The sequence below is a fragment of the Streptomyces flavochromogenes genome, from assembly GCF_000717595.1.
Lineage (GTDB): Bacteria > Actinomycetota > Actinomycetes > Streptomycetales > Streptomycetaceae > Streptomyces > Streptomyces flavochromogenes.
Map to the genome: position 1 here is coordinate 65,573 of NZ_JNZO01000028.1, position 17,956 is coordinate 83,528.

Here is a 17,956-nt window from a genome sequence, read left to right on the forward strand (position 1 = left end):
GGCTGCCGCCCGAGCCCCCGCCGCTCGTTGCCCCGCTGGGGCGGAGCGCCTCCCCGCGTTCAGCCCGTTGTGGGCATCTGTTCCGCCGGGGCGTGGGGGTCCCCCCGGGCGGGGTCTGGGGGAGGGCGGACACAACGGACGGCGCCCCTTGCCGGGCCTGGGCTCTCTGTGCACCGCGCCCTGTGTGCGGTGCACAGTCGGGTGCGGGTCAGGCGCAAGGGGGCGGAGGCGCCGCCAAGGGCGCCGTCCCGTGTGCCCACCCGTCCCTCCCCAAGGACTTCGTCCAGGGGGACCCCTAAGCGGGACGATTGCCCACACGGCGGTGGGCGGAGGCCGCCCGGGGGTGGGCTCGCTGTCCGTCGAGACTTCGGCCCGTCGGGGCCACGCCCCCGGCCCGTCACGGCCACCTGTCCGGGCCTGTCAGGGCCATGCGTCCCGGCCCGTCGGGGCCACGCCCCCGCCCGTCAGGGCCCCGCACCCCCAGGGGGCTACGCGCCCCCGTTGGCCGTCGTGTTCGCCAGGGCCGCCGAGAGTTCGCGGGCCACTTCCTGGAGGATCGGGACGATCTTCTCCGTGGCCGCTTCCGTCACGCGCCCCGCCGGGCCCGAGATCGAGATCGCGGCGGCCGTCGGGGAGTCCGGGACCGAGACCGCGAGGCAGCGGACTCCTATCTCCTGCTCGTTGTCGTCGACCGCGTATCCCGTCTCGCGGACCGCGACGAGCGCGTCGAGGAAGCCGTCCGGCGTGGTGATGGTCTTCTCGGTGGCCGCCGGCATGCCGGTACGGGCGAGCAGCGCGCGGACCTCTTCGGCCGGGGTGTGCGCGAGGAGCGCCTTGCCTACGCCCGTCGAGTGCGGCAGCACCCGTCGGCCGACCTCGGTGAACATGCGCATCGAGTGCTTGGACGGCACCTGCGCCACGTACACGATCTCGTCGCCGTCGAGCAGCGCCATGTTCGCGGTCTCGCCGGTCTCCTCGACGAGCCGCGCCAGGTACGGGCGGGCCCAGGTGCCGAGGAGGCGGGAGGCGGACTCGCCGAGCCGGATGAGGCGGGGGCCGAGCGCGTACCGCCGGTTGGGCTGCTGGCGTACGTACCCGCAGGCGACCAGGGTGCGCATCAGGCGGTGGATGGTGGGGAGCGGGAGTCCGCTGCTGGCGGAGAGCTCGCTCAGCCCGACCTCGCCCCCGGCGTCGGCCATCCGCTCGAGGAGGTCGAAGGCACGCTCAAGGGACTGGACGCCCCCGCTCGCGGCGGGCTTGGCGGCGTCGGTGGTGCTGGCGCTGGACGTCGGCACGTCAACGGTCCTTTCGGGGCAGGCGGGCAAGGCAGCAGCCTACCGGCCCATTGGGCGGGGTACATGGTCCTGGTGTCGGCGTCCGCGCCGGTCAGGGCGTGTTTGTCCGGTGTCGGCGACGGCCCGGAGTCGTCCGGGTCGGCCCCAGCTGTACGGAGCTACGTTCTACTGTACGGAATTTGCATTTCACTTGGTGGAAACATCCAAGCGGCGTGCGGCGGCGCTCGACGTCGGCGGCGATGCTGGAAGTGTGCCCTTGACGACATGTCGTCCGGAAGTGAAGACTCCTTCAACAGTTCGTTGAATTTTTTCTTGAAGCACTGGAAGAGGGGTACGGGTGGACGTCAACCTGGTCCTGCGCTCGACGCGTGTCATCACCCCCGAGGGGACGCGCCCGGCGTCGATCGCCGTCTCCGGAGGGACGATCGCGGCCGTGCTGCCGTACGACGCGGAGGTACCCGCCGGTGCCCGGCTCGAGGACGTCGGCGACGACGTCGTCCTGCCCGGACTCGTCGACACCCACGTGCACGTGAACGACCCCGGCCGCACCGAGTGGGAGGGCTTCTGGACCGCCACCCGCGCGGCCGCCGCCGGTGGCATCACCACCCTCCTCGACATGCCCCTCAACTCGCTGCCGCCCACCACCACCGTGGAGAACCTGCGCGTCAAGCAGGAGGTCGCCCGCGCCAAGGCCCACGTCGACGTCGGTTTCTGGGGCGGCGCCCTGCCCGACAACGTCAAGGACCTGCGCCCGCTCCACGACGCCGGTGTCTTCGGCTTCAAGTGCTTCCTGTCGCCCTCCGGCGTGGAGGAGTTCCCCGAGCTCGACCAGGAGCAGCTCGCGACCTCGCTCGCCGAGATCTCCGGCTTCGACGGCCTGATGATCGTGCACGCCGAGGACCCCCATCACCTCGCCGCAGCGCCCCAGCGCTCCGGCGGCGCGTACGCCGACTTCCTCGCCTCGCGTCCCCGCGACGCCGAGAACACGGCGATCGAGAACCTGATCGACCAGGCCCGCCGGCTGAACGCCCGCGTCCATGTCCTGCACCTCTCCTCCTCGGACGCGCTGCCGGTCCTCGCCGCCGCCAAGGCCGAGGGCGTCAAGGTCACCGTCGAGTCCTGCCCGCACTTCCTCACGCTCACCGCCGAGGAGATCCCGGACGGCGCCACCGAGTTCAAGTGCTGCCCGCCCATCCGCGAGGCGGTCAACCAGGACGCGCTGTGGCAGGGGCTCGCGGACGGCACGATCGACTGCGTCGTCTCCGACCACTCGCCGTCCACGACCGACCTCAAGACGCCCGACTTCGCGTCCGCGTGGGGCGGCATCTCCTCCCTCCAGCTCGGCCTCCCCGCCATCTGGACCGAGGCGCGCCGTCGCGGCTTCGACCTGACGGACGTCGTCCGCTGGATGTCGGAGGGCCCGGCCCGGCTCGCCGGCCTCACCCGCAAGGGCGCCATCGAGGCCGGTCGCGACGCCGACTTCGCCGTCCTCGACCCGGAGGCCACCTTCACCGTCGACCCGGCGGAGCTGCAGCACCGCAACCGGATCACCGCCTACGCGGGCAAGACCCTCAATGGCGTCGTCACCTCCACCTGGCTGCGCGGTGAGCGGATCGCCGACCACGGCACCCTCGCCGAGCCCTCCGGCCGCCTCCTCGAAAGGAACAACTGACCCGTGAGCACCGGCATACCCTCCTTCACCGGCGACGCCAGGCCTTACGGCGGTGGCGACCCCTACGCCGACTACCGGACGGCCGACTTCCCCTTCATCCAGTACGCCGACCTCGCCGACCGGCGCCTCGGCGCGGGCGTGATCGCGGCCAACGACGAGTTCTTCGCCGAGCGCGAGAACCTGCTCAAGCCCGAGGCCGCCGAGTTCGACCCCGAGCACTTCGGCCACAAGGGCAAGATCATGGACGGCTGGGAGACCCGCCGCCGCCGTGGCATCTCCGCCCAGCAGCCGCATCCCACCGAGGACGACCACGACTGGGCCCTCGTACGGCTCGGCGCGCCCGGCGTCGTCCGCGGCATCGTCCTCGACACCGCCCACTTCCGCGGCAACTACCCGCAGGCCGTCTCCGTCGAGGCCGCCTCCGTGCCCGGCTCGCCCTCGCCCGAGGAGCTCCTCGCCGACGACGTGAAGTGGACGACGCTCGTCCCGCGCACCGCCGTCGGCGGCCACGCCGCCAACGGCTTCGCCGTCGACGTCGAGCAGCGCTTCACCCACCTCCGCGTCAACCAGCACCCCGACGGCGGCATCGCCCGCCTCCGCGTGTACGGCGAGGTCGCCCCCGACCCGAAGTGGCTCGGCGTGCTCGGCACCTTCGACCTCGCGGCCCTGGAGAACGGCGGTCAGGTCGAGGACGCCTCCGACCGCTTCTACTCCCCGGCCACCAACACCATCCAGCCCGGCCGCTCCCGCAAGATGGACGACGGCTGGGAGACCCGCCGCCGCCGCGACAAGGGCAACGACTGGATCCGCTACCAGCTGGTCGCCGAGTCCGAGATCCGCGCCGTCGAGATCGACACCGCGTACCTCAAGGGCAACAGCGCCGGCTGGGCCGCGCTGTCGGTCGCGGCCGAGGGCTCGGAGGAGTGGACCGAGATCCTGCCCCGGACCCGCCTCCAGCCCGATACCAACCACCGCTTCGTCCTCGACGCCCCGGCGGTCGGCTCGCGTGTCCGGATCGACATCTACCCGGACGGCGGCATCTCCCGCCTCCGTCTCTTCGGCTCCCTCACGGACGCCGGCACGGCCCGTCTGACGGCCCGCCACCAGGAACTGGGCGGCTGACCGGACCGGTAGGTACCGGCGGGCCGGGGTACGCCCCCGGTCCGCCCCATGAACCGGGCGGGTACGACACCCCGCCCGGCCCGCGAGGGCGCACCGGCCTGACAGCACCGGTGCGCACCTCTTCTTCGGGCTCGGTTCGCCTCCGGGCGCCCTGAGCCGGGGGAGCGACCCCGACCGTGCTCGACCCCCCCTCGGTCCTCGGGGGCCTCCGCGCGCTCGGGGTCGTTCTCCCGGCGGCGTCCTTCGGCTCACTCGCCGGTCCCTCGCGTAGGGGTGCCGCCCAGCCACGCCCCCGTCGTGCGGGTACCGAGCGGGCCGCGTGTACGGGGGGCGAGCCCCTGCGGGCATCGCCTGTCGGGCCCCGTCCCGGCGCTACGCCGCGTGCCCGCCGTCCACCGAGAACTCCGCGCCCGTCACGTACCGCCCCTCCGGTCCCGCCAGGAACGCGACCATGGCGGCCACCTCCTCCGCGGTGCCGAAGCGGCCCAGTGCCGTCATGGCCGCCTGGCCCTCCGCGTACGGGCCGTCCGCCGGGTTCATGTCGGTGTCGACGGGGCCGGGGTGGACGACGTTCGCGGTGATGCCGCGCCCGCCCAGCTCCCGCGCGAGGCTCTTCGTCAGGCCGATCAGCGCCGTCTTGCTCAGCGTGTACAGCACTCCGCCGGGCCCCGGCACCCGCTGGGTCATGCAGCTTCCGACGGTGATGATCCGGCCGCCCTCCGGCAGGTGTCCGGCCGCCGCCTGCGAGGCGAGGAACGCCGCCCGGACGTTCACCGCGAGGACCCGGTCCACGTCCGCGAGAGTCAACGACTCCAGCGGGCCGAGGACCCCGACGCCCACGTTGTTCACCAGGACGTCGAGCCGGCCCAGGGCGTCCGCCGCCCAGTTCACCGCGCCCGCCGCGTCCCCGGCGTCGGCCGCGTCGGCCCGCAGGGGCAGCGCCCTGCGGCCGGTCGCCTCGATGCGCGCGGCGACCTTCTTGGCCCGCACCTCGTCCTGGACGTAGGTGAAGGCGACGTCGGCGCCCTCCCGGGCGAGCCGCACGGCCGTGGCCGCGCCGATCCCGCGGCTGCCGCCCGTCACCAGAACCGCCGTGCCGTTCATCGTGGACATCCCGAAACCTCCGTGAGACGTGGTCCTAAGTGGTTGCGGGTTCAATGAAAGTCGTGGAGGCGTCCCGACGCCGGCACGAATCGGACGCCGACCCGAGCGGCGATGAGTTCCGCCGGGCGCCACGGTCTGAACTGCTGAGACACGATGGACCGGAGACGAAAGGCACCACCATGGCCACGCTCAGCCTCACCCAGTTCCTGACCCTCGACGGCGTCCGCCAGGCCCCGGGCGGCCCGGAGGAGGACCCCAGCGAGGGCTTCACGCACGGCGGCTGGTCCGTGCCGTTCGGGGACGAGGACTTCGGACGGTTCATGGACGGGGTCTTCGAACGGCCGACCGCCTTCCTCCTCGGCCGCCGCACGTACGAGATCTTCGCCGGCTACTGGCCGAAGCGGACGGACCTCGCCGACCCCATCGCCACCAAGCTCAACGCGCTCCCCAAGTACGTCGCCGGCACGACCCTCGACTCCGCCGACTGGGCCGGGACCACCCTGCTCCGCGGGGACGTCGTCGAGGAGGTCAGGGCGCTCAAGGAGCGGACCGACGGCGAGATCCAGATGCACGGCAGCGGCGGTCTCGCCCAGACCCTGCTCGACCACGATCTGATCGACACCCTGCATCTGCTCGTGTTCCCGGTGATCCTCGGCACCGGCCGCCGCCTCTTCGCCGACGGCGTGCGCCCCACCGCCTTCCGGCTGACCGGCGCACGCACCACCGGCTCGGGCGTCACCCTCACCACGTACGAGCTCGCGGGCCGCCCCGAGTACGGCAGCTACGCCTGACCGGGCGGGCCGTCACGCACCCGCGTCCACCCCGTCCGCCGGGGGTCCGCGGAGGGACCGAGGGGAGCCCCGAAAGGTGTAGCCACCATCGGCCTGCCCCGGTACGGTGATCGCTCCACGTGCGAGCCGTCGAAGTCTCCACCCCACCCCGAGAGTTGGAGATACGGCCGCAATGTCAGCTTCGTCGATCGCCGCCCCCGTGTCCCTCGGCGCCCCGCGCCGGGCCTGGATCACCGACCTGCCCGTCCTGCTCGTCGCCGTCGTCTGGGGGGCCAGCTACCTCGCGGCCAAGGGCATCACCACCACCCACACCGTCATCGCGGTCCTCGTGCTGCGGTTCGCGGTGGTGCTGCCCGTCCTGGTCGTCGCCGGGTGGGCCAGGCTCCGGGCCCTGAGCGCCGCCCAGTGGCGCGGCGCCGGGGCACTCGGGCTGATCCTCGGAGGGATCTTCCTCCTGGAGACCTACGGCGTCGTCCACACCTCCGCCACCAACGCGGGTCTGATCATCAGCCTCACCATGATCTTCACTCCGCTCGCCGAGGCCGCCGTCACCCGGGTCAGGCCGCCCCGCGCCTTCCTCGGCGCCGCCGCGCTCTCCGTCCTCGGCGTCGTGCTCCTCACCCAGGGCGGAGGCTTCAGCACCCCCTCCGTCGGCGACCTGCTCATGCTGCTCGCCGCCCTTGCCCGTACCGTCCACGTCCTGGCGATGTCCCGGATCAAGGCCGTCCGGTCGGCCGACTCGCTCTCCCTCACCACCGTGCAGCTGGGCTCCGCCGTCGCCGTCTTCGCCGTCATCGCGGTCTTCCCCGGCGCCGGCGCCTCACCCTGGGCGGTGGCTCTCGACTTCGGCCCGCGCGAGTGGGCCGGGCTGATCTTCCTCTCCGTCTTCTGCACGCTCTTCGCGTTCTTCGTGCAGATGTGGGCGGTCCGCCGCACCTCCCCGTCCCGGGTCGGCCTCCTCCTCGGCACGGAACCGCTCTGGGCCGCCGCGGCGGGCATCGCCCTCGCCGGCGACCGCCCCGGCGTCCTCGGCCTCGCGGGCGCGATCCTCGTGCTCGCGGGCACCAGTTGGGGCCGCAGGTCCGCGGACAACGGGGCCGGGTAGTTCCTCGCCCCCGCGTCCCCTGGTGTACGACACGACCGATGAGGACCGGTCGGGACACCGGATCAGGACTTCGCCACCCGGTCCGACCCGATCATGAGGACGAGGCCGAGCGCCGCGATCACGATGTTGGCGAACAGCTCACGGCCCTCCAGGAACCACACGTTCTCCGTGAGGAACCGGGTCACGCCGAGGAGACGGAACCAGCCGTCCGTCAGTTCGCGCACCACCCCGGCCACACCGAAGAGAGCGAGCAGAAAACCGGCGACCTCAAGAAACCTCTTCATGAAGTGATCATGGCGCGGCCGGGAGACCGGCCGCGTCCGCCTCCGGTCCACAGGCACCGCGACCGAAGTATCGACCTCCACGACTTCGGTAGCGGCCCGGCCGCCGATGCCCCGCACGCCGCCCCCGGCTGCGTACATTGCCGATATGACCCGAACGGACCGGCAGCGCTGGCTGCTCCCCTCCCACCTGGCCGAACCCGGTGGGAACGGGGAGGGCCGGCCCCGCCGTACCGTCCGCGACTGGATCGTGGACACCTCGCTCTTCCTGCTCGCCGCCTTCGTCGGCCTCATCGCCGCCGACGCCAGCGCGCAGTACACGAGCGAGGCCGTCACCCTCGTCGACCAGCTCCTGGGCGCCGCCGCCTGCTGCGCCCTCTGGCTGCGCCGGCGCTGGCCCGCCGGACTCGCGATCGGCCTCTCGCTGCTCAACATCGTGGCCCCGGTCGCCGCCGGCGCCCTCCTCGCGAGCCTCTTCAGCGTCGCCGTGCGCAAGCCCTTCCGCGAGGTCGCAGCGATCGGCGCGCTCGCCGTCGCCGCCTCCACCGCGCAGGCCTTCATCAGGCCCGACCCCACCACCAACACCGGGCTCTCCATCGCCCTCGGCTTCACCCTCATCCTGCTCGTCACCGCCTGGGGCATGCTCGTCCGCTCCCGCCGCCAGCTCGTCGAGGCCCTCAGGGAGCGCGCCCGCCGCGCCGAGGCCGAGGCCGAGCTGCGTGCCGCGCAGGCCCAGCGGCTCGCCCGTGAGGCGATCGCCCGCGAGATGCACGACGTACTCGCCCACCGGCTCACCCTGCTCAGCGTGCACGCCGGAGCCCTGGAGTTCCGGCCCGACGCCCCGCCCGAGCAGGTCGCCCGCGCCGCGGGCGTCATCCGCGACAGCGCCCACGAGGCACTCCAGGACCTTCGCGAGATCATCGGCGTGCTGCGCGCCCCCGGCGAGAACGGCGACGGCGGCGACCGGCCGCAGCCCACCCTCGCCACCCTCGACGCGCTGATCGACGAATCCCGTGAGGCCGGGGCGGACGTCGTCCTCGACACCACGGTGGACGAACCGTCCACCGTGCCCGCCGCCACCGGCCGCACCGTCTACCGCATCGCCCAGGAGGGCCTCACCAACGCCCGCAAGCACGCCCCCGGCACCACGGTCACCGTCACCGTGCGCGGCCGTCCGGGGGAGGGCCTCACCGTCGACGTCCACAACCCGGCACCCGCCGGACCGGTCCCGCCCGTCCCCGGCTCCGGCCAGGGCCTGATCGGACTCACCGAACGCGCCGCGCTCGCCGGTGGCCGGATGGAGCACGGACCCGCCCCCGACGGCGGATTCTCCCTGCACGCCTGGCTACCGTGGCCCCCATGACCATCCGGCTGCTCATCGTCGACGACGACCCCCTGGTCCGCGCGGGCCTCACCCTGATGCTCGGCGGCGCCGAGGACCTGGAGATCGTCGGCGAGGGTGCCGACGGCCGCGAGGTCCCCGAACTCGTCACCCGGTTCGCCCCCGACGTCGTCCTCATGGACATCCGCATGCCGCACGTGGACGGGCTCACCGCCACCGAGCGGCTGCGCGCCGAGCCCGGTGCCCCCGAGGTCGTCGTCCTCACCACCTTCCACGCCGACGAGCAGGTGCTGCGCGCCCTGCGGGCCGGTGCGGCCGGCTTCGTCCTCAAGGACACCCCGCCCGCCGAGATCGTCGCCGCCGTACGCCGGGTCGCCGCCGGGGACCCGGTGCTGTCCCCGGCCGTCACCCGCCAGCTCATGAGCCATGTCGCCGGACAGCCGGAGCAGTCCCCGCGCAGCGCGGCCGCCGGACGCCTCGCCGAACTCGCCGACCGCGAGCGGGAGGTGGCCGTCGCCGTCGGCCGCGGTCTGTCCAACGCGGAGATCGCCGCCGAGCTGTACATGAGCGTGCCCACGGTCAAGACCCATGTCTCGCGCGTCCTCGCCAAACTCGGTCTCAACAACCGCGTCCAGATCGCCCTCCTCGTCCACGACGCGGGCCTCTTGACCACAGGAGGGGACGAGGACGGCCGGAACTGATCGTTTCGACGCCGGTTCCTTCGGATAGTCTGCGTCGATGTCCGTCATCGAACTGGGGGAGTACGGCGCGGACTTCACCGTGCATCCGTACCCCTACTACGCGAAGCTCCGCGAGGCCGGTCCCGTCCACGAGGTGCGGATGCCCGACGGCTTCCAGTTCTGGCTGGTCGTCGGACACGAGGAGGGACGCGCGGCGCTCGCCGACCCCCGGCTCGCCAAGTCCCCGCACGTGATCGGTGTACGGGCGCCGGAGGAGGACATCATCGGCGTCCACCTCCTCTCGGCCGACGCACCCGACCACACCCGGCTGCGCCGCCTGGTCACGGGCGAGTTCACCGGCCGCCGGGTGGCAGCCCTGCGGCCCCGCATCGAGCGGCTCACCGCGGACCTCGTCGACGCGATGGAACCGGCCGGCCGGGCCGACCTCGTCGACGCCTTGGCGTACCCGCTGCCGATCACCGTCATCTGCGAGCTCCTCGGGGTCCCCGCGGCGGACCGTGACACCTTCCGCCGCTGGTCGACGGAGCTGGTCACCCCCACCGGCGAAGAGGACTTCACCCGGAGCATGGTGGACTTCGGCGCCTACCTCGACGCGCTGATCGAGGACAAGCGCGCCGCGGGCCCCGCCGACGACCTGCTCTCCGGTCTGATCGCCTCCCGCGCCGAGGACGGCGACCGGCTCTCCGGGCCCGAACTCCGGGCCATGGCCTATCTGCTGCTCATCGCGGGCCACGAGACGACCGTCAACCTGATCGCCAACACCGTCCGCAACCTGCTCACCCACCCCGACCAGCTCGCCGCCCTGCGCGCCGACCCGGGCCTCCTGGACGGGACGATCGAGGAGTCGCTGCGGTACGACGGGCCGGTGGAGACCAGCACCTTCCGCTTCACCCGGGAGCCCGTCGCCCTCGGTGGCACGGAGATCCCGGCAGGTCAGTACGTCCTCGTCGCCATCGGTGCGCTCGACCGCGACCCGGCCCGGTTCCCCGAACCCGACCGCTTCGACATCCGCCGGGACACCCGGGGCCATCTGGCGTTCGGGCACGGCATCCACTACTGCCTGGGCGCCCCGCTCGCCCGGCTGGAGGGCCGGATCGCGCTCCGGACCCTTCTCGACCGCTTCCCGAACCTGGAACTCGACCCCGAGGGCGAGCCCTGGGAGTGGATCCCCGGCCTCCTGATGCGCGGAGTCCGGCACCTCCCGGTCCGGTGGTGACGCCGACCCGTGTGACGGCGACGCCGACCGGCCAGGTGGTGACGTCGGCCGGTCCGACGGCGCCGCCGGCCGGTGCGGTGGTCACGCCGGGGGACCGCTAGTCGATGGCGTCCACCCGTGCCGGTCGCCGCTCCTGTCGCGAGCGCTCGCACGCCTCGGCGATCCGGAGTGCCGCCAGGGCCTCCAGACCGTCGCACGGGTTGGGCGCCTCGCCGCGGACCAGACGTACGAAGGCGTCGAGCTCCGCCTCGTACGCGGGGGCGAACCGCTCCAGGAAGCCGGTCCAGGGCTTCCCCGGCGGCGCCGACGCCCAGGGTTCCACCGAGGTGAGCGGGGTGCGGTCGTCCAGGCCCACCGCGATCTGGTCCAGCTCGCCCGCCAGTTCCATGCGGACGTCGTACCCGGCGCCGTTGCGCCGGGTCGCCGTCGCCGTGACGAGCGTGCCGTCGTCCAGGGTGAGCAGCGCGGCGGCCGTGGACACGTCCCCTGCCTCCCGGAACATCGCGGGACCCGCGTCCGAGCCCGTCGCGTACACCTCCACGACCTCCCGCCCGGTCACCCAGCGCACGATGTCGAAGTCGTGCACCAGACAGTCCCGGAAGAGACCGCCGGAGAGGGGGAGGTACGCGGCCGGCGGCGGCGCCGGGTCGGAGGTCGCCGCCCGTACGGTGTGCAGCCGGCCGAGCCGCCCCGAGCGCACCGCCTCGCGCGCCGCCCGGTACCCCGCGTCGAAGCGCCGCATGAAGCCGAGCTGGAGCTCCGTGCCCGCCTCGGCCACCGCCGTGAGCGCGGTCGACGTCCCCGGCACGTCCAGGGCGATCGGCTTCTCGCAGAAGGCCGGGAGCCCGGCGCCCGCCGCGCGGGCGATCAGCTCCGCGTGCGCCGCCGTCGCCGAGGCGATCACCACGGCGTCCAGCGGGTGCGCGAACAGCGCGGTGACGTCCGGCGCGGCCTCCGCACCGAGCGCCCCCGCGACCCCGGCCGCCCGCGAGGCGTCCGCGTCCGCCACGACCAGCGACTCGACCTCCGGATGGCGGGCCAGCACCCCCGCGTGGAAGCTCCCGATCCGGCCCGTACCGATGAGTCCGATGCGCATGGCCCCACCGTGGAGCCGTCCGACTCCGGTGTCAAGGATTTGTCAGGACAACCGGACGTCACGACTTCCCGTCATCAGCGCCCCGGGCTACGCTCCCCCCGTGTCCAAGCAGTCAGGCTCCGCCCTGCCCCCGCTCTCCGTGGACCGCACCAGCCCGGTCCCGCTCTACTTCCAGCTGGCCCAGCAACTGGAGAGCGCCGTGGAGAACGGCACGCTGACCCCGGGCACCCTCCTCGGCAACGAGATCGACCTCGCCACCCGCCTCGGCCTCTCCCGCCCCACCGTCCGCCAGGCCATCCAGACCCTCGTGGACAAGGGCCTCCTGGTCCGCCGCCGGGGTGTCGGCACCCAGGTCGTGCACAGCACGGTCCGCCGCCCGCTGGAGCTGAGCAGCCTGTACGACGACCTGGACGCCGCCGGACAGCTCCCCGCCACCCGGGTCCTGGTCAACCGGGTCGAACCCGCCACCGGCCCGGTCGCCGAGGCCCTCCGCGTTCCCGAGGGCAGCGAGGTCGTCTATCTCGAACGGCTCCGCACCGCACACGGCGAACCCATGGCGTATCTGCGCAACCATCTGCCCGCCGGGCTCCTCGGCCCCGGCGGACCGGACACCGAGCGCCTGGAGACCACCGGCCTCTACCGGATGCTCCGTTCCGCCGCGCTCACCCTGCACAGCGCCCGCCAGGCCGTCGGGGCCCGCGCCGCGACCGCCGCCGAGGCCGCCCTGCTCGACGAGAGGGAGGGCGCACCGCTGCTGACGATGGAGCGCGTCACCTTCGACGACACCGGCCGCGCGGTCGAGTACGGCTCCCATCTCTACCGGGCCGACCGCTACTCCTTCGAGTTCCAGCTGATGGTCCGTCCGTAGGCCGTACCCCACCGGCGAAGGAGCCGGACACCGGCCCCCTGGCGAGCGCCACGACCCGCATGACCGATACTGCAATGCACGACTGCAATGCACGCAAAGGACACAAAGGAGGGCACGGCCTCGTGACCAGGCTTCGGACAGGAGGGGTACGCGCCGCAGTCGGCGCCGTGCTCGCGCTCGCGCTCACCGGCGCGCTCGCCGGGTGCAGCAGCACCGGCGGAAAGCGGGCGGAGGACGCCCGCAAGGCCGCCGAGGCCCAGGGCAGGGCAGCCGTCGACACCCCCCGCTGGACCTTCGCCATGGTGACCCACTCGGGTGACGGCGACACCTTCTGGGACATCGTCCAGAAGGGCGCCAAGCAGGCCGCCGCCAAGGACAACATCAACTTCCTCTACGCCCACAGCGACGAGGCCCAGCAGCAGGCGCAGCTGATCGACTCGTACGTCGCCAAGGGCGTCGACGGTCTGATCGTCACGCTCGCGAAGCCCGACGCGATGAAGGCCGCCGTCGAGAAGGCCGTCAAGGCCGGCATCCCGGTGATCACCGTGAACTCGGGCGCCGAGGTGTCCAAGGCGTACGGGGCGCTCACCCACATCGGCCAGGACGAGACCGTCGCCGGCGAGGCCGTCGGCGAGGAGCTCGACAAGCGGGGCAGGAAGAAGGCGCTCTGCGTCCTGCACGAGCAGGGCAACGTCGGTCACGAGCAGCGCTGCGCCGGCACGAAGAAGACCTTCGACGGCGAGCTGGTCAACCTCTACGTCGACGGCACCAACATGCCGGACGTCAAGGCCTCCATCGAGGCCAAGCTCCAGTCCGACAAGGCCGTCGACGCCGTCGTCACCCTCGGTGCCCCGTTCGCCGACGCCGCCGTCCAGGCCGCCAAGAGCGCCGGGAGCAAGGCCGAGATCGACACCTTCGACCTCAACGCCAAGGTCGCCACCTCCCTCCAGGCCGGCACCCTCGGCTTCGCCGTCGACCAGCAGCCCTACCTCCAGGGCTACGAGGCCGTCGACCTGCTCTGGCTCTACCGCTACAACGCCAACGTCCTCGGCGGCGGCAAGCCGGTCCTCACCGGCCCGCAGATCATCACGAAGGACGACGCCGCGAAGCTCGTCGAGTACGCGGAGCGGGGCACCCGATGAGCTCCACGGCCCCACCGTCGGACGGCCTCGACCACGTCGACGAACGGCTGCTGCGCACCACCCCGCTGAAGAAGCTGCTGGCCCGCCCCGAGCTCGGTTCGGTCGTCGGCGCGATCGCCGTCTTCGTCTTCTTCTCGGTCTTCGCCGACAGCTTCCTGAACCCGTCCAGCCTCGGCACCGTGCTGTACGCGGCCTCGACCCTCGGCATCATGGCGGTCCCCGTCGCGCTGCTCATGATCGGCGGCGAGTTCGACCTGTCCGCGGGTGTCCTGGTCACCAGCTCGGCGCTGGTCTCGTCGATGTTCAGCTACCAGATGACGGCGAACGTCTGGGTCGGTGTCGGCGTCTCGCTGCTCGTCACCCTGGCGATCGGCGGCTTCAACGGCTTCATGCTGACCCGTACGCAGCTGCCCAGCTTCATCATCACGCTCGGCACCTTCCTCATGCTGACCGGCCTGAACCTCGGCCTGACCAAGCTGATCAGCGGCACCGTCTCCACCAAGACCATCGCCGACATGGAGGGCTTCTCCTCCGCCCGCAAGCTCTTCGCCTCGCAGCTGACCATCGGCGGCGTCGAGTTCAAGGTCACCATCCTGTGGTGGTTCGGCCTGGTCGCGCTCGCCACCTGGATCCTGCTCCGCACCCGCTTCGGCAACTGGATCTTCGCGGTCGGCGGCGGTGCCGACGCGGCCCGCGCGGTCGGCGTCCCGGTCTACCGGACGAAGATCGGCCTCTACCTGGGCGTGGCGTTCTGCGCCTGGATCTCCGGCCAGCACCTGCTCTTCTCCTTCGACGTCGTCCAGTCGGGCGAGGGCGTCGGCAACGAGCTGATCTTCATCATCGCGGCCGTCATCGGCGGCTGTCTGATCACCGGCGGCTACGGCTCCGCCATCGGCTCGGCGATCGGCGCCCTCATCTTCGGCATGACGAGCAAGGGCATCGTGTACGCCGAGTGGAACCCGGACTGGTTCAAGTTCTTCCTGGGAGCGATGCTCCTCCTGGCGACCCTGCTGAACGCCTGGATCCGCAAGCGCGTGGAGGCCACCAAGTGACGACGGCCACGAAGACCGAGTCCGCTCCGCTCGTCGAGCTCGACGACGTCAGCAAGTACTACGGCAACATCCGCGCCCTCGAAGGGGTCTCCCTGGAGGTCCGCTCCGGCGAGATCTCCTGCGTCCTCGGTGACAACGGCGCCGGCAAGTCCACCCTCATCAAGATCGTCGCCGGCCTCCACCAGCACGACACGGGGACCTTCCGCATCGAGGGCGAGGAGGTCACCCTCGCCAACCCGCGCGACGCCCTCGGCCGGGGCATCGCCACCGTCTACCAGGACCTCGCCGTCGTCCCGCTCATGCCGGTCTGGCGGAACTTCTTCCTCGGCTCCGAGCCCACCAAGGGCTCCGGTCCCTTCAAGCGGCTCGACGTCGGCCTGATGCGGACCACCACCCGCGAGGCGCTGCTCCGCATGGGCATCGACCTGCGCGACGTCGACCAGCCCATCGGCACCCTCTCCGGCGGCGAGCGGCAGTGCGTGGCCATCGCCCGGGCCGTCCACTTCGGTGCGAAGGTCCTCGTCCTCGACGAGCCGACCGCCGCGCTCGGCGTCAAGCAGTCCGGCGTCGTCCTGAAGTACGTGGCAGCCGCCCGCGACCAGGGTCTCGGCGTGGTCCTCATCACCCACAACCCGCACCACGCGTACCTGGTCGGCGACCGTTTCGTGCTGCTCAAGCGGGGCGTCATGGCCGGCAGCCACACCAAGGGCTCCGTCACGCTCGACGAGTTGACCCGGCAGATGGCCGGCGGCACCGAGCTGGAGGACCTGCGGCACGAACTGGAGCGGCCGCCCGGGACGTGACGGACGCGGCCGCGATCGAACGGCCCCTTGACACCCCACCTGGCAGAATCGGAGCCGATGAGTACCTACCGTGACCTCGCCCACCGGGGATCGGCCCGGGGCACCGTGCTGCGGACCGTCGGCACCCGGGAGCGGCGCTCCCATCTGACGGCGCCGCGGGTGCCGACCGTCGGCATCGACATCGGCGGTACGAAGGTGATGGCCGGCGTCGTGGACGCCGACGGAAACATCCTGGAGAAGCTCCGCACGGAGACCCCGGACAAGTCCAAGAGCGCCAAGGTCGTCGAGGACACCATCGTCGAGCTGGTCCTGGACCTCTCCGACCGGCACGACGTGCATGCCGTCGGCATCGGCGCGGCCGGCTGGGTCGACGCCGAGCGTGCCACCGTGCTCTTCGCCCCGCACCTCGCCTGGCGCAACGAGCCCCTCAAGGACGCCCTCCAGAGCCGCCTCGCCGTCCCCGTCATGGTGGACAACGACGCCAACACCGCCGCCTGGGCCGAGTGGCGCTTCGGCGCCGGACGCGGCGAGGACCACCTCGTCATGATCACCCTCGGCACCGGCATCGGCGGCGCCATCCTGGAGGGCGGTCAGGTCAAGCGCGGCAGGTTCGGGGTGGCCGGCGAGTTCGGTCACATGCAGGTCGTCCCCGGCGGCCACCGCTGCCCCTGCGGCAACCGCGGCTGCTGGGAGCAGTACAGCTCAGGCAACGCCCTGGTCCGCGAGGCCCGTGAGCTGGCCGCCGCCGACTCCCCGGTCGCGTACGGGATCATCGAGCGGGTCAAGGGGAACGTCCCGGAGATCACCGGACCGCTCATCACCGAGCTCGCCCGCGAGGGCGACGCCATGTGCGTGGAGCTGTTCCAGGACATCGGCCAGTGGCTCGGCGTCGGCATCGCCAACCTCGCCGCCGCCCTCGACCCCTCCTGCTTCGTCATCGGCGGTGGCGTCTCGGCCGCCGACGACCTGCTGATCGGCCCCGCCAGGGACTCCTTCCGCCGCCACCTCACCGGCCGCGGCTACCGTCCCGAGGCCCGCATCACCCGCGCCCAGCTCGGACCCGAGGCGGGGATGGTCGGCGCCGCCGACCTCGCCCGCCTCGTCGCCCGTCGTTTCCGCCGTGCCAACCGGCGCCGGGTGGAGCGGTACGAGCGGTACGAGCGCTACGCCCAGGCCCTGCGCAGCGGGACCTCGGGCCGGGCCCCCCGTATCCCCGAGGACCCGCCTTCATGACCCTGCCCCACCAGTCCACCCCGCACGACACCGGGGGCAAGCTCCCCGAGGACCACCGGCACATGATCCGCCGCCGCTGGCTGACCGCCGTCATCATCGTCCTGCTCGTGGGCATCCCGGCCGGTTATCTCGTCATCTCCGCGGGCCAGAGCCGCGACAGCGGCCGCGACAAGGAGCGGGAGTCCTCGGCGGCGGGCCTCCAGGACAACTGGCCCTCGCTGATGAAGCGGCGGATCTTCGAGGTCCCGATCCCCGCCGGGGCGTGGGGGGTCGCCTACTACGAGACGAGCAACTGGAAGACCAGCCGGCTGTACGTGCAGTTCACGACGACCGCCGCCGGTCTGGACGGCTTCCTCGCCGAGTCCGGCACGAGCCGCGCCGCTCTCACCCCGGGCCGGATCACGGTCGGCGACCGTGACGCGGACATCGCGGGCTGGAGCTTCGTCGAGGGCATGAGCTGGGCCGGCACGACGGTCAAGCGCGAGGACCCGCGCCCGGCGACCGATCTGACGGTCGACCTCACCGAGCCGGCGTTCCCCCGGGTGTACGCGGTGTCGACGACGAGCCCCTGAGAGCGGGCGGGACCGTGCCCGCGTACGGAGAGCGGGCGGGACCTTTCCGGAGCGCCGGCCGAGAGCGCCTGACCCTTGTCGGTCAGGCGCTCTTCTCCATGCCGGGGCGCAGTCGGGCGAGCAGCTCGTAGAGGGTGGTGCTCTCGGCCGGGTCGAGGGTGTCGAGTGCGCCGCTGGTGGCCTGCATCTCCTCGCGGACGCGGCGGATGATGTCCCGGCCCTCGTCGGTGGCCACGACGTTCTTGACGCGTCGGTCGGAGGGGTCGGGCTCGCGGCGGACCAGGGAGCGGGCCTCCAGGCGGTCGATGATGCCGGTGACATTGGATGCGTCGCACACGAGCAGGGTGGCGAGGGCGCGCATCGGCAGCGGGCCGTTGAGCTGTGCGAGGACCTTCGCCTGGGTGGAGGTCAGACCGTGGTGGGCCGCGGCGGCCGCGAAGTCGCGCCACTGGGCCGTGCCGATGGCGGCGAGGAGCTCCATGAGCTGGAGCTTGGCGGGGGTCGGGGAGGTCGTCGCGCTCATGGGTCGAGCCTACTCAGAACACTTGACATTATCAATTG

18 protein-coding genes are annotated in these 17,956 nt (G+C 72.4%); 13 read left to right on the forward strand and 5 right to left on the reverse strand.

All coding sequences use genetic code 11. The features are described from left to right. Positions 1-488: 488 nt before the first annotated feature. Positions 489-1,295: an IclR family transcriptional regulator gene (locus tag IF00_RS0131295; protein ID WP_030323875.1), complete on the reverse strand. Its 807-nt coding sequence runs from the start codon at positions 1,293-1,295 to the stop codon at positions 489-491. A 337-nt stretch (positions 1,296-1,632) separates the two neighbouring features. Between IF00_RS0131295 and allB the strand changes: the two genes are divergently transcribed. Next, a complete protein-coding gene (allB, locus tag IF00_RS0131300; protein ID WP_030323877.1) occupies positions 1,633-2,967 on the forward strand; it encodes an allantoinase AllB in 1,335 nt (444 codons plus the stop codon). Positions 2,968-2,970: 3 nt separating this feature from the next. Further along, complete coding sequence (gene alc / locus IF00_RS0131305; protein WP_030323879.1) at positions 2,971-4,089, forward strand: allantoicase; 1,119 nt, start codon at positions 2,971-2,973, stop codon at positions 4,087-4,089. Positions 4,090-4,461: 372 nt separating this feature from the next. On the opposite strand, the gene IF00_RS0131310 is transcribed toward alc, so the two are convergent. Further along, positions 4,462-5,202, reverse strand: coding sequence for an SDR family NAD(P)-dependent oxidoreductase (locus IF00_RS0131310; RefSeq protein WP_030323880.1), 741 nt, complete (start codon positions 5,200-5,202; stop codon positions 4,462-4,464). A gap of 170 nt (positions 5,203-5,372) precedes the next feature. On the opposite strand from IF00_RS0131310, the gene IF00_RS0131315 reads away from it, so the two are divergent. Beyond that, on the forward strand, positions 5,373-5,984 hold the full coding sequence (locus tag IF00_RS0131315; protein WP_030323882.1) for a dihydrofolate reductase family protein: 612 nt from the start codon (positions 5,373-5,375) through the stop codon (positions 5,982-5,984). 172 nt (positions 5,985-6,156) lie between these two features. After that, the gene (locus IF00_RS0131320; RefSeq protein ID WP_030323884.1) at positions 6,157-7,089 is read left to right on the forward strand and encodes a DMT family transporter; all 933 of its coding nucleotides are present in this window, start codon (positions 6,157-6,159) and stop codon (positions 7,087-7,089) included. Positions 7,090-7,151: 62 nt separating this feature from the next. On the opposite strand, the gene IF00_RS0131325 is transcribed toward IF00_RS0131320, so the two are convergent. Next, on the reverse strand, positions 7,152-7,373 hold the full coding sequence (locus IF00_RS0131325) for a hypothetical protein (RefSeq protein ID WP_030323885.1): 222 nt from the start codon (positions 7,371-7,373) through the stop codon (positions 7,152-7,154). 145 nt (positions 7,374-7,518) lie between these two features. Here IF00_RS0131325 and IF00_RS0131330 point away from each other — a divergent pair, with 145 nt between their 5' ends. From IF00_RS0131330 to IF00_RS0131340, 3 genes are read left to right on the forward strand one after another with little or no spacing between them, the layout of a single operon-like run. Further along, positions 7,519-8,733: a sensor histidine kinase gene (locus IF00_RS0131330; protein WP_030323887.1), complete on the forward strand. Its 1,215-nt coding sequence runs from the start codon at positions 7,519-7,521 to the stop codon at positions 8,731-8,733. Continuing rightward, entirely contained in the window at positions 8,730-9,413 is a 684-nt protein-coding gene (locus tag IF00_RS0131335) for a response regulator (RefSeq protein WP_030323889.1), read from the forward strand. The genes IF00_RS0131330 and IF00_RS0131335 overlap by 4 nt, the downstream gene beginning before the upstream one ends. Positions 9,414-9,450: 37 nt before the next feature. Continuing rightward, on the forward strand, positions 9,451-10,629 hold the full coding sequence (locus IF00_RS0131340; RefSeq protein WP_030323894.1) for a cytochrome P450 family protein: 1,179 nt from the start codon (positions 9,451-9,453) through the stop codon (positions 10,627-10,629). Between the two features lie 97 nt (positions 10,630-10,726). On the opposite strand, the gene IF00_RS0131350 is transcribed toward IF00_RS0131340, so the two are convergent. Beyond that, entirely contained in the window at positions 10,727-11,725 is a 999-nt protein-coding gene (locus tag IF00_RS0131350) for a Gfo/Idh/MocA family protein (protein ID WP_030323896.1), read from the reverse strand. 139 nt (positions 11,726-11,864) lie between these two features. Here IF00_RS0131350 and IF00_RS0131355 point away from each other — a divergent pair, with 139 nt between their 5' ends. The 6 genes from IF00_RS0131355 (at position 11,865) to IF00_RS0131380 (ending at position 17,395) form a co-directional block, all read left to right on the forward strand. Beyond that, a complete protein-coding gene (locus tag IF00_RS0131355) occupies positions 11,865-12,593 on the forward strand; it encodes a GntR family transcriptional regulator (RefSeq protein WP_030323898.1) in 729 nt (242 codons plus the stop codon). 122 nt (positions 12,594-12,715) lie between these two features. Beyond that, positions 12,716-13,735 (forward strand): sugar ABC transporter substrate-binding protein, encoded by a 1,020-nt coding sequence (locus IF00_RS0131360; RefSeq protein WP_078944920.1) that lies wholly within the window; start codon positions 12,716-12,718, stop codon positions 13,733-13,735. Further along, positions 13,732-14,787, forward strand: coding sequence for an ABC transporter permease (locus tag IF00_RS0131365; protein WP_030323901.1), 1,056 nt, complete (start codon positions 13,732-13,734; stop codon positions 14,785-14,787). Before IF00_RS0131360 ends, IF00_RS0131365 begins: the two co-directional genes overlap by 4 nt. After that, a complete protein-coding gene (locus IF00_RS0131370; RefSeq protein WP_030323903.1) occupies positions 14,784-15,590 on the forward strand; it encodes an ATP-binding cassette domain-containing protein in 807 nt (268 codons plus the stop codon). Before IF00_RS0131365 ends, IF00_RS0131370 begins: the two co-directional genes overlap by 4 nt. Before the next feature lie 57 nt (positions 15,591-15,647). Beyond that, positions 15,648-16,823 carry an ROK family glucokinase gene (locus IF00_RS0131375; protein ID WP_030323904.1) on the forward strand — a complete coding sequence of 392 codons (1,176 nt, stop codon included), beginning with the start codon at positions 15,648-15,650 and terminating at the stop codon, positions 16,821-16,823. Further along, positions 16,820-17,395, forward strand: coding sequence for a hypothetical protein (locus IF00_RS0131380; RefSeq protein ID WP_030323905.1), 576 nt, complete (start codon positions 16,820-16,822; stop codon positions 17,393-17,395). The genes IF00_RS0131375 and IF00_RS0131380 overlap by 4 nt, the downstream gene beginning before the upstream one ends. 82 nt (positions 17,396-17,477) lie before the next feature. On the opposite strand, the gene IF00_RS0131385 is transcribed toward IF00_RS0131380, so the two are convergent. Further along, the gene (locus IF00_RS0131385; RefSeq protein ID WP_030323907.1) at positions 17,478-17,918 is read right to left on the reverse strand and encodes a MarR family winged helix-turn-helix transcriptional regulator; all 441 of its coding nucleotides are present in this window, start codon (positions 17,916-17,918) and stop codon (positions 17,478-17,480) included. Positions 17,919-17,956 lie beyond the last annotated feature (38 nt).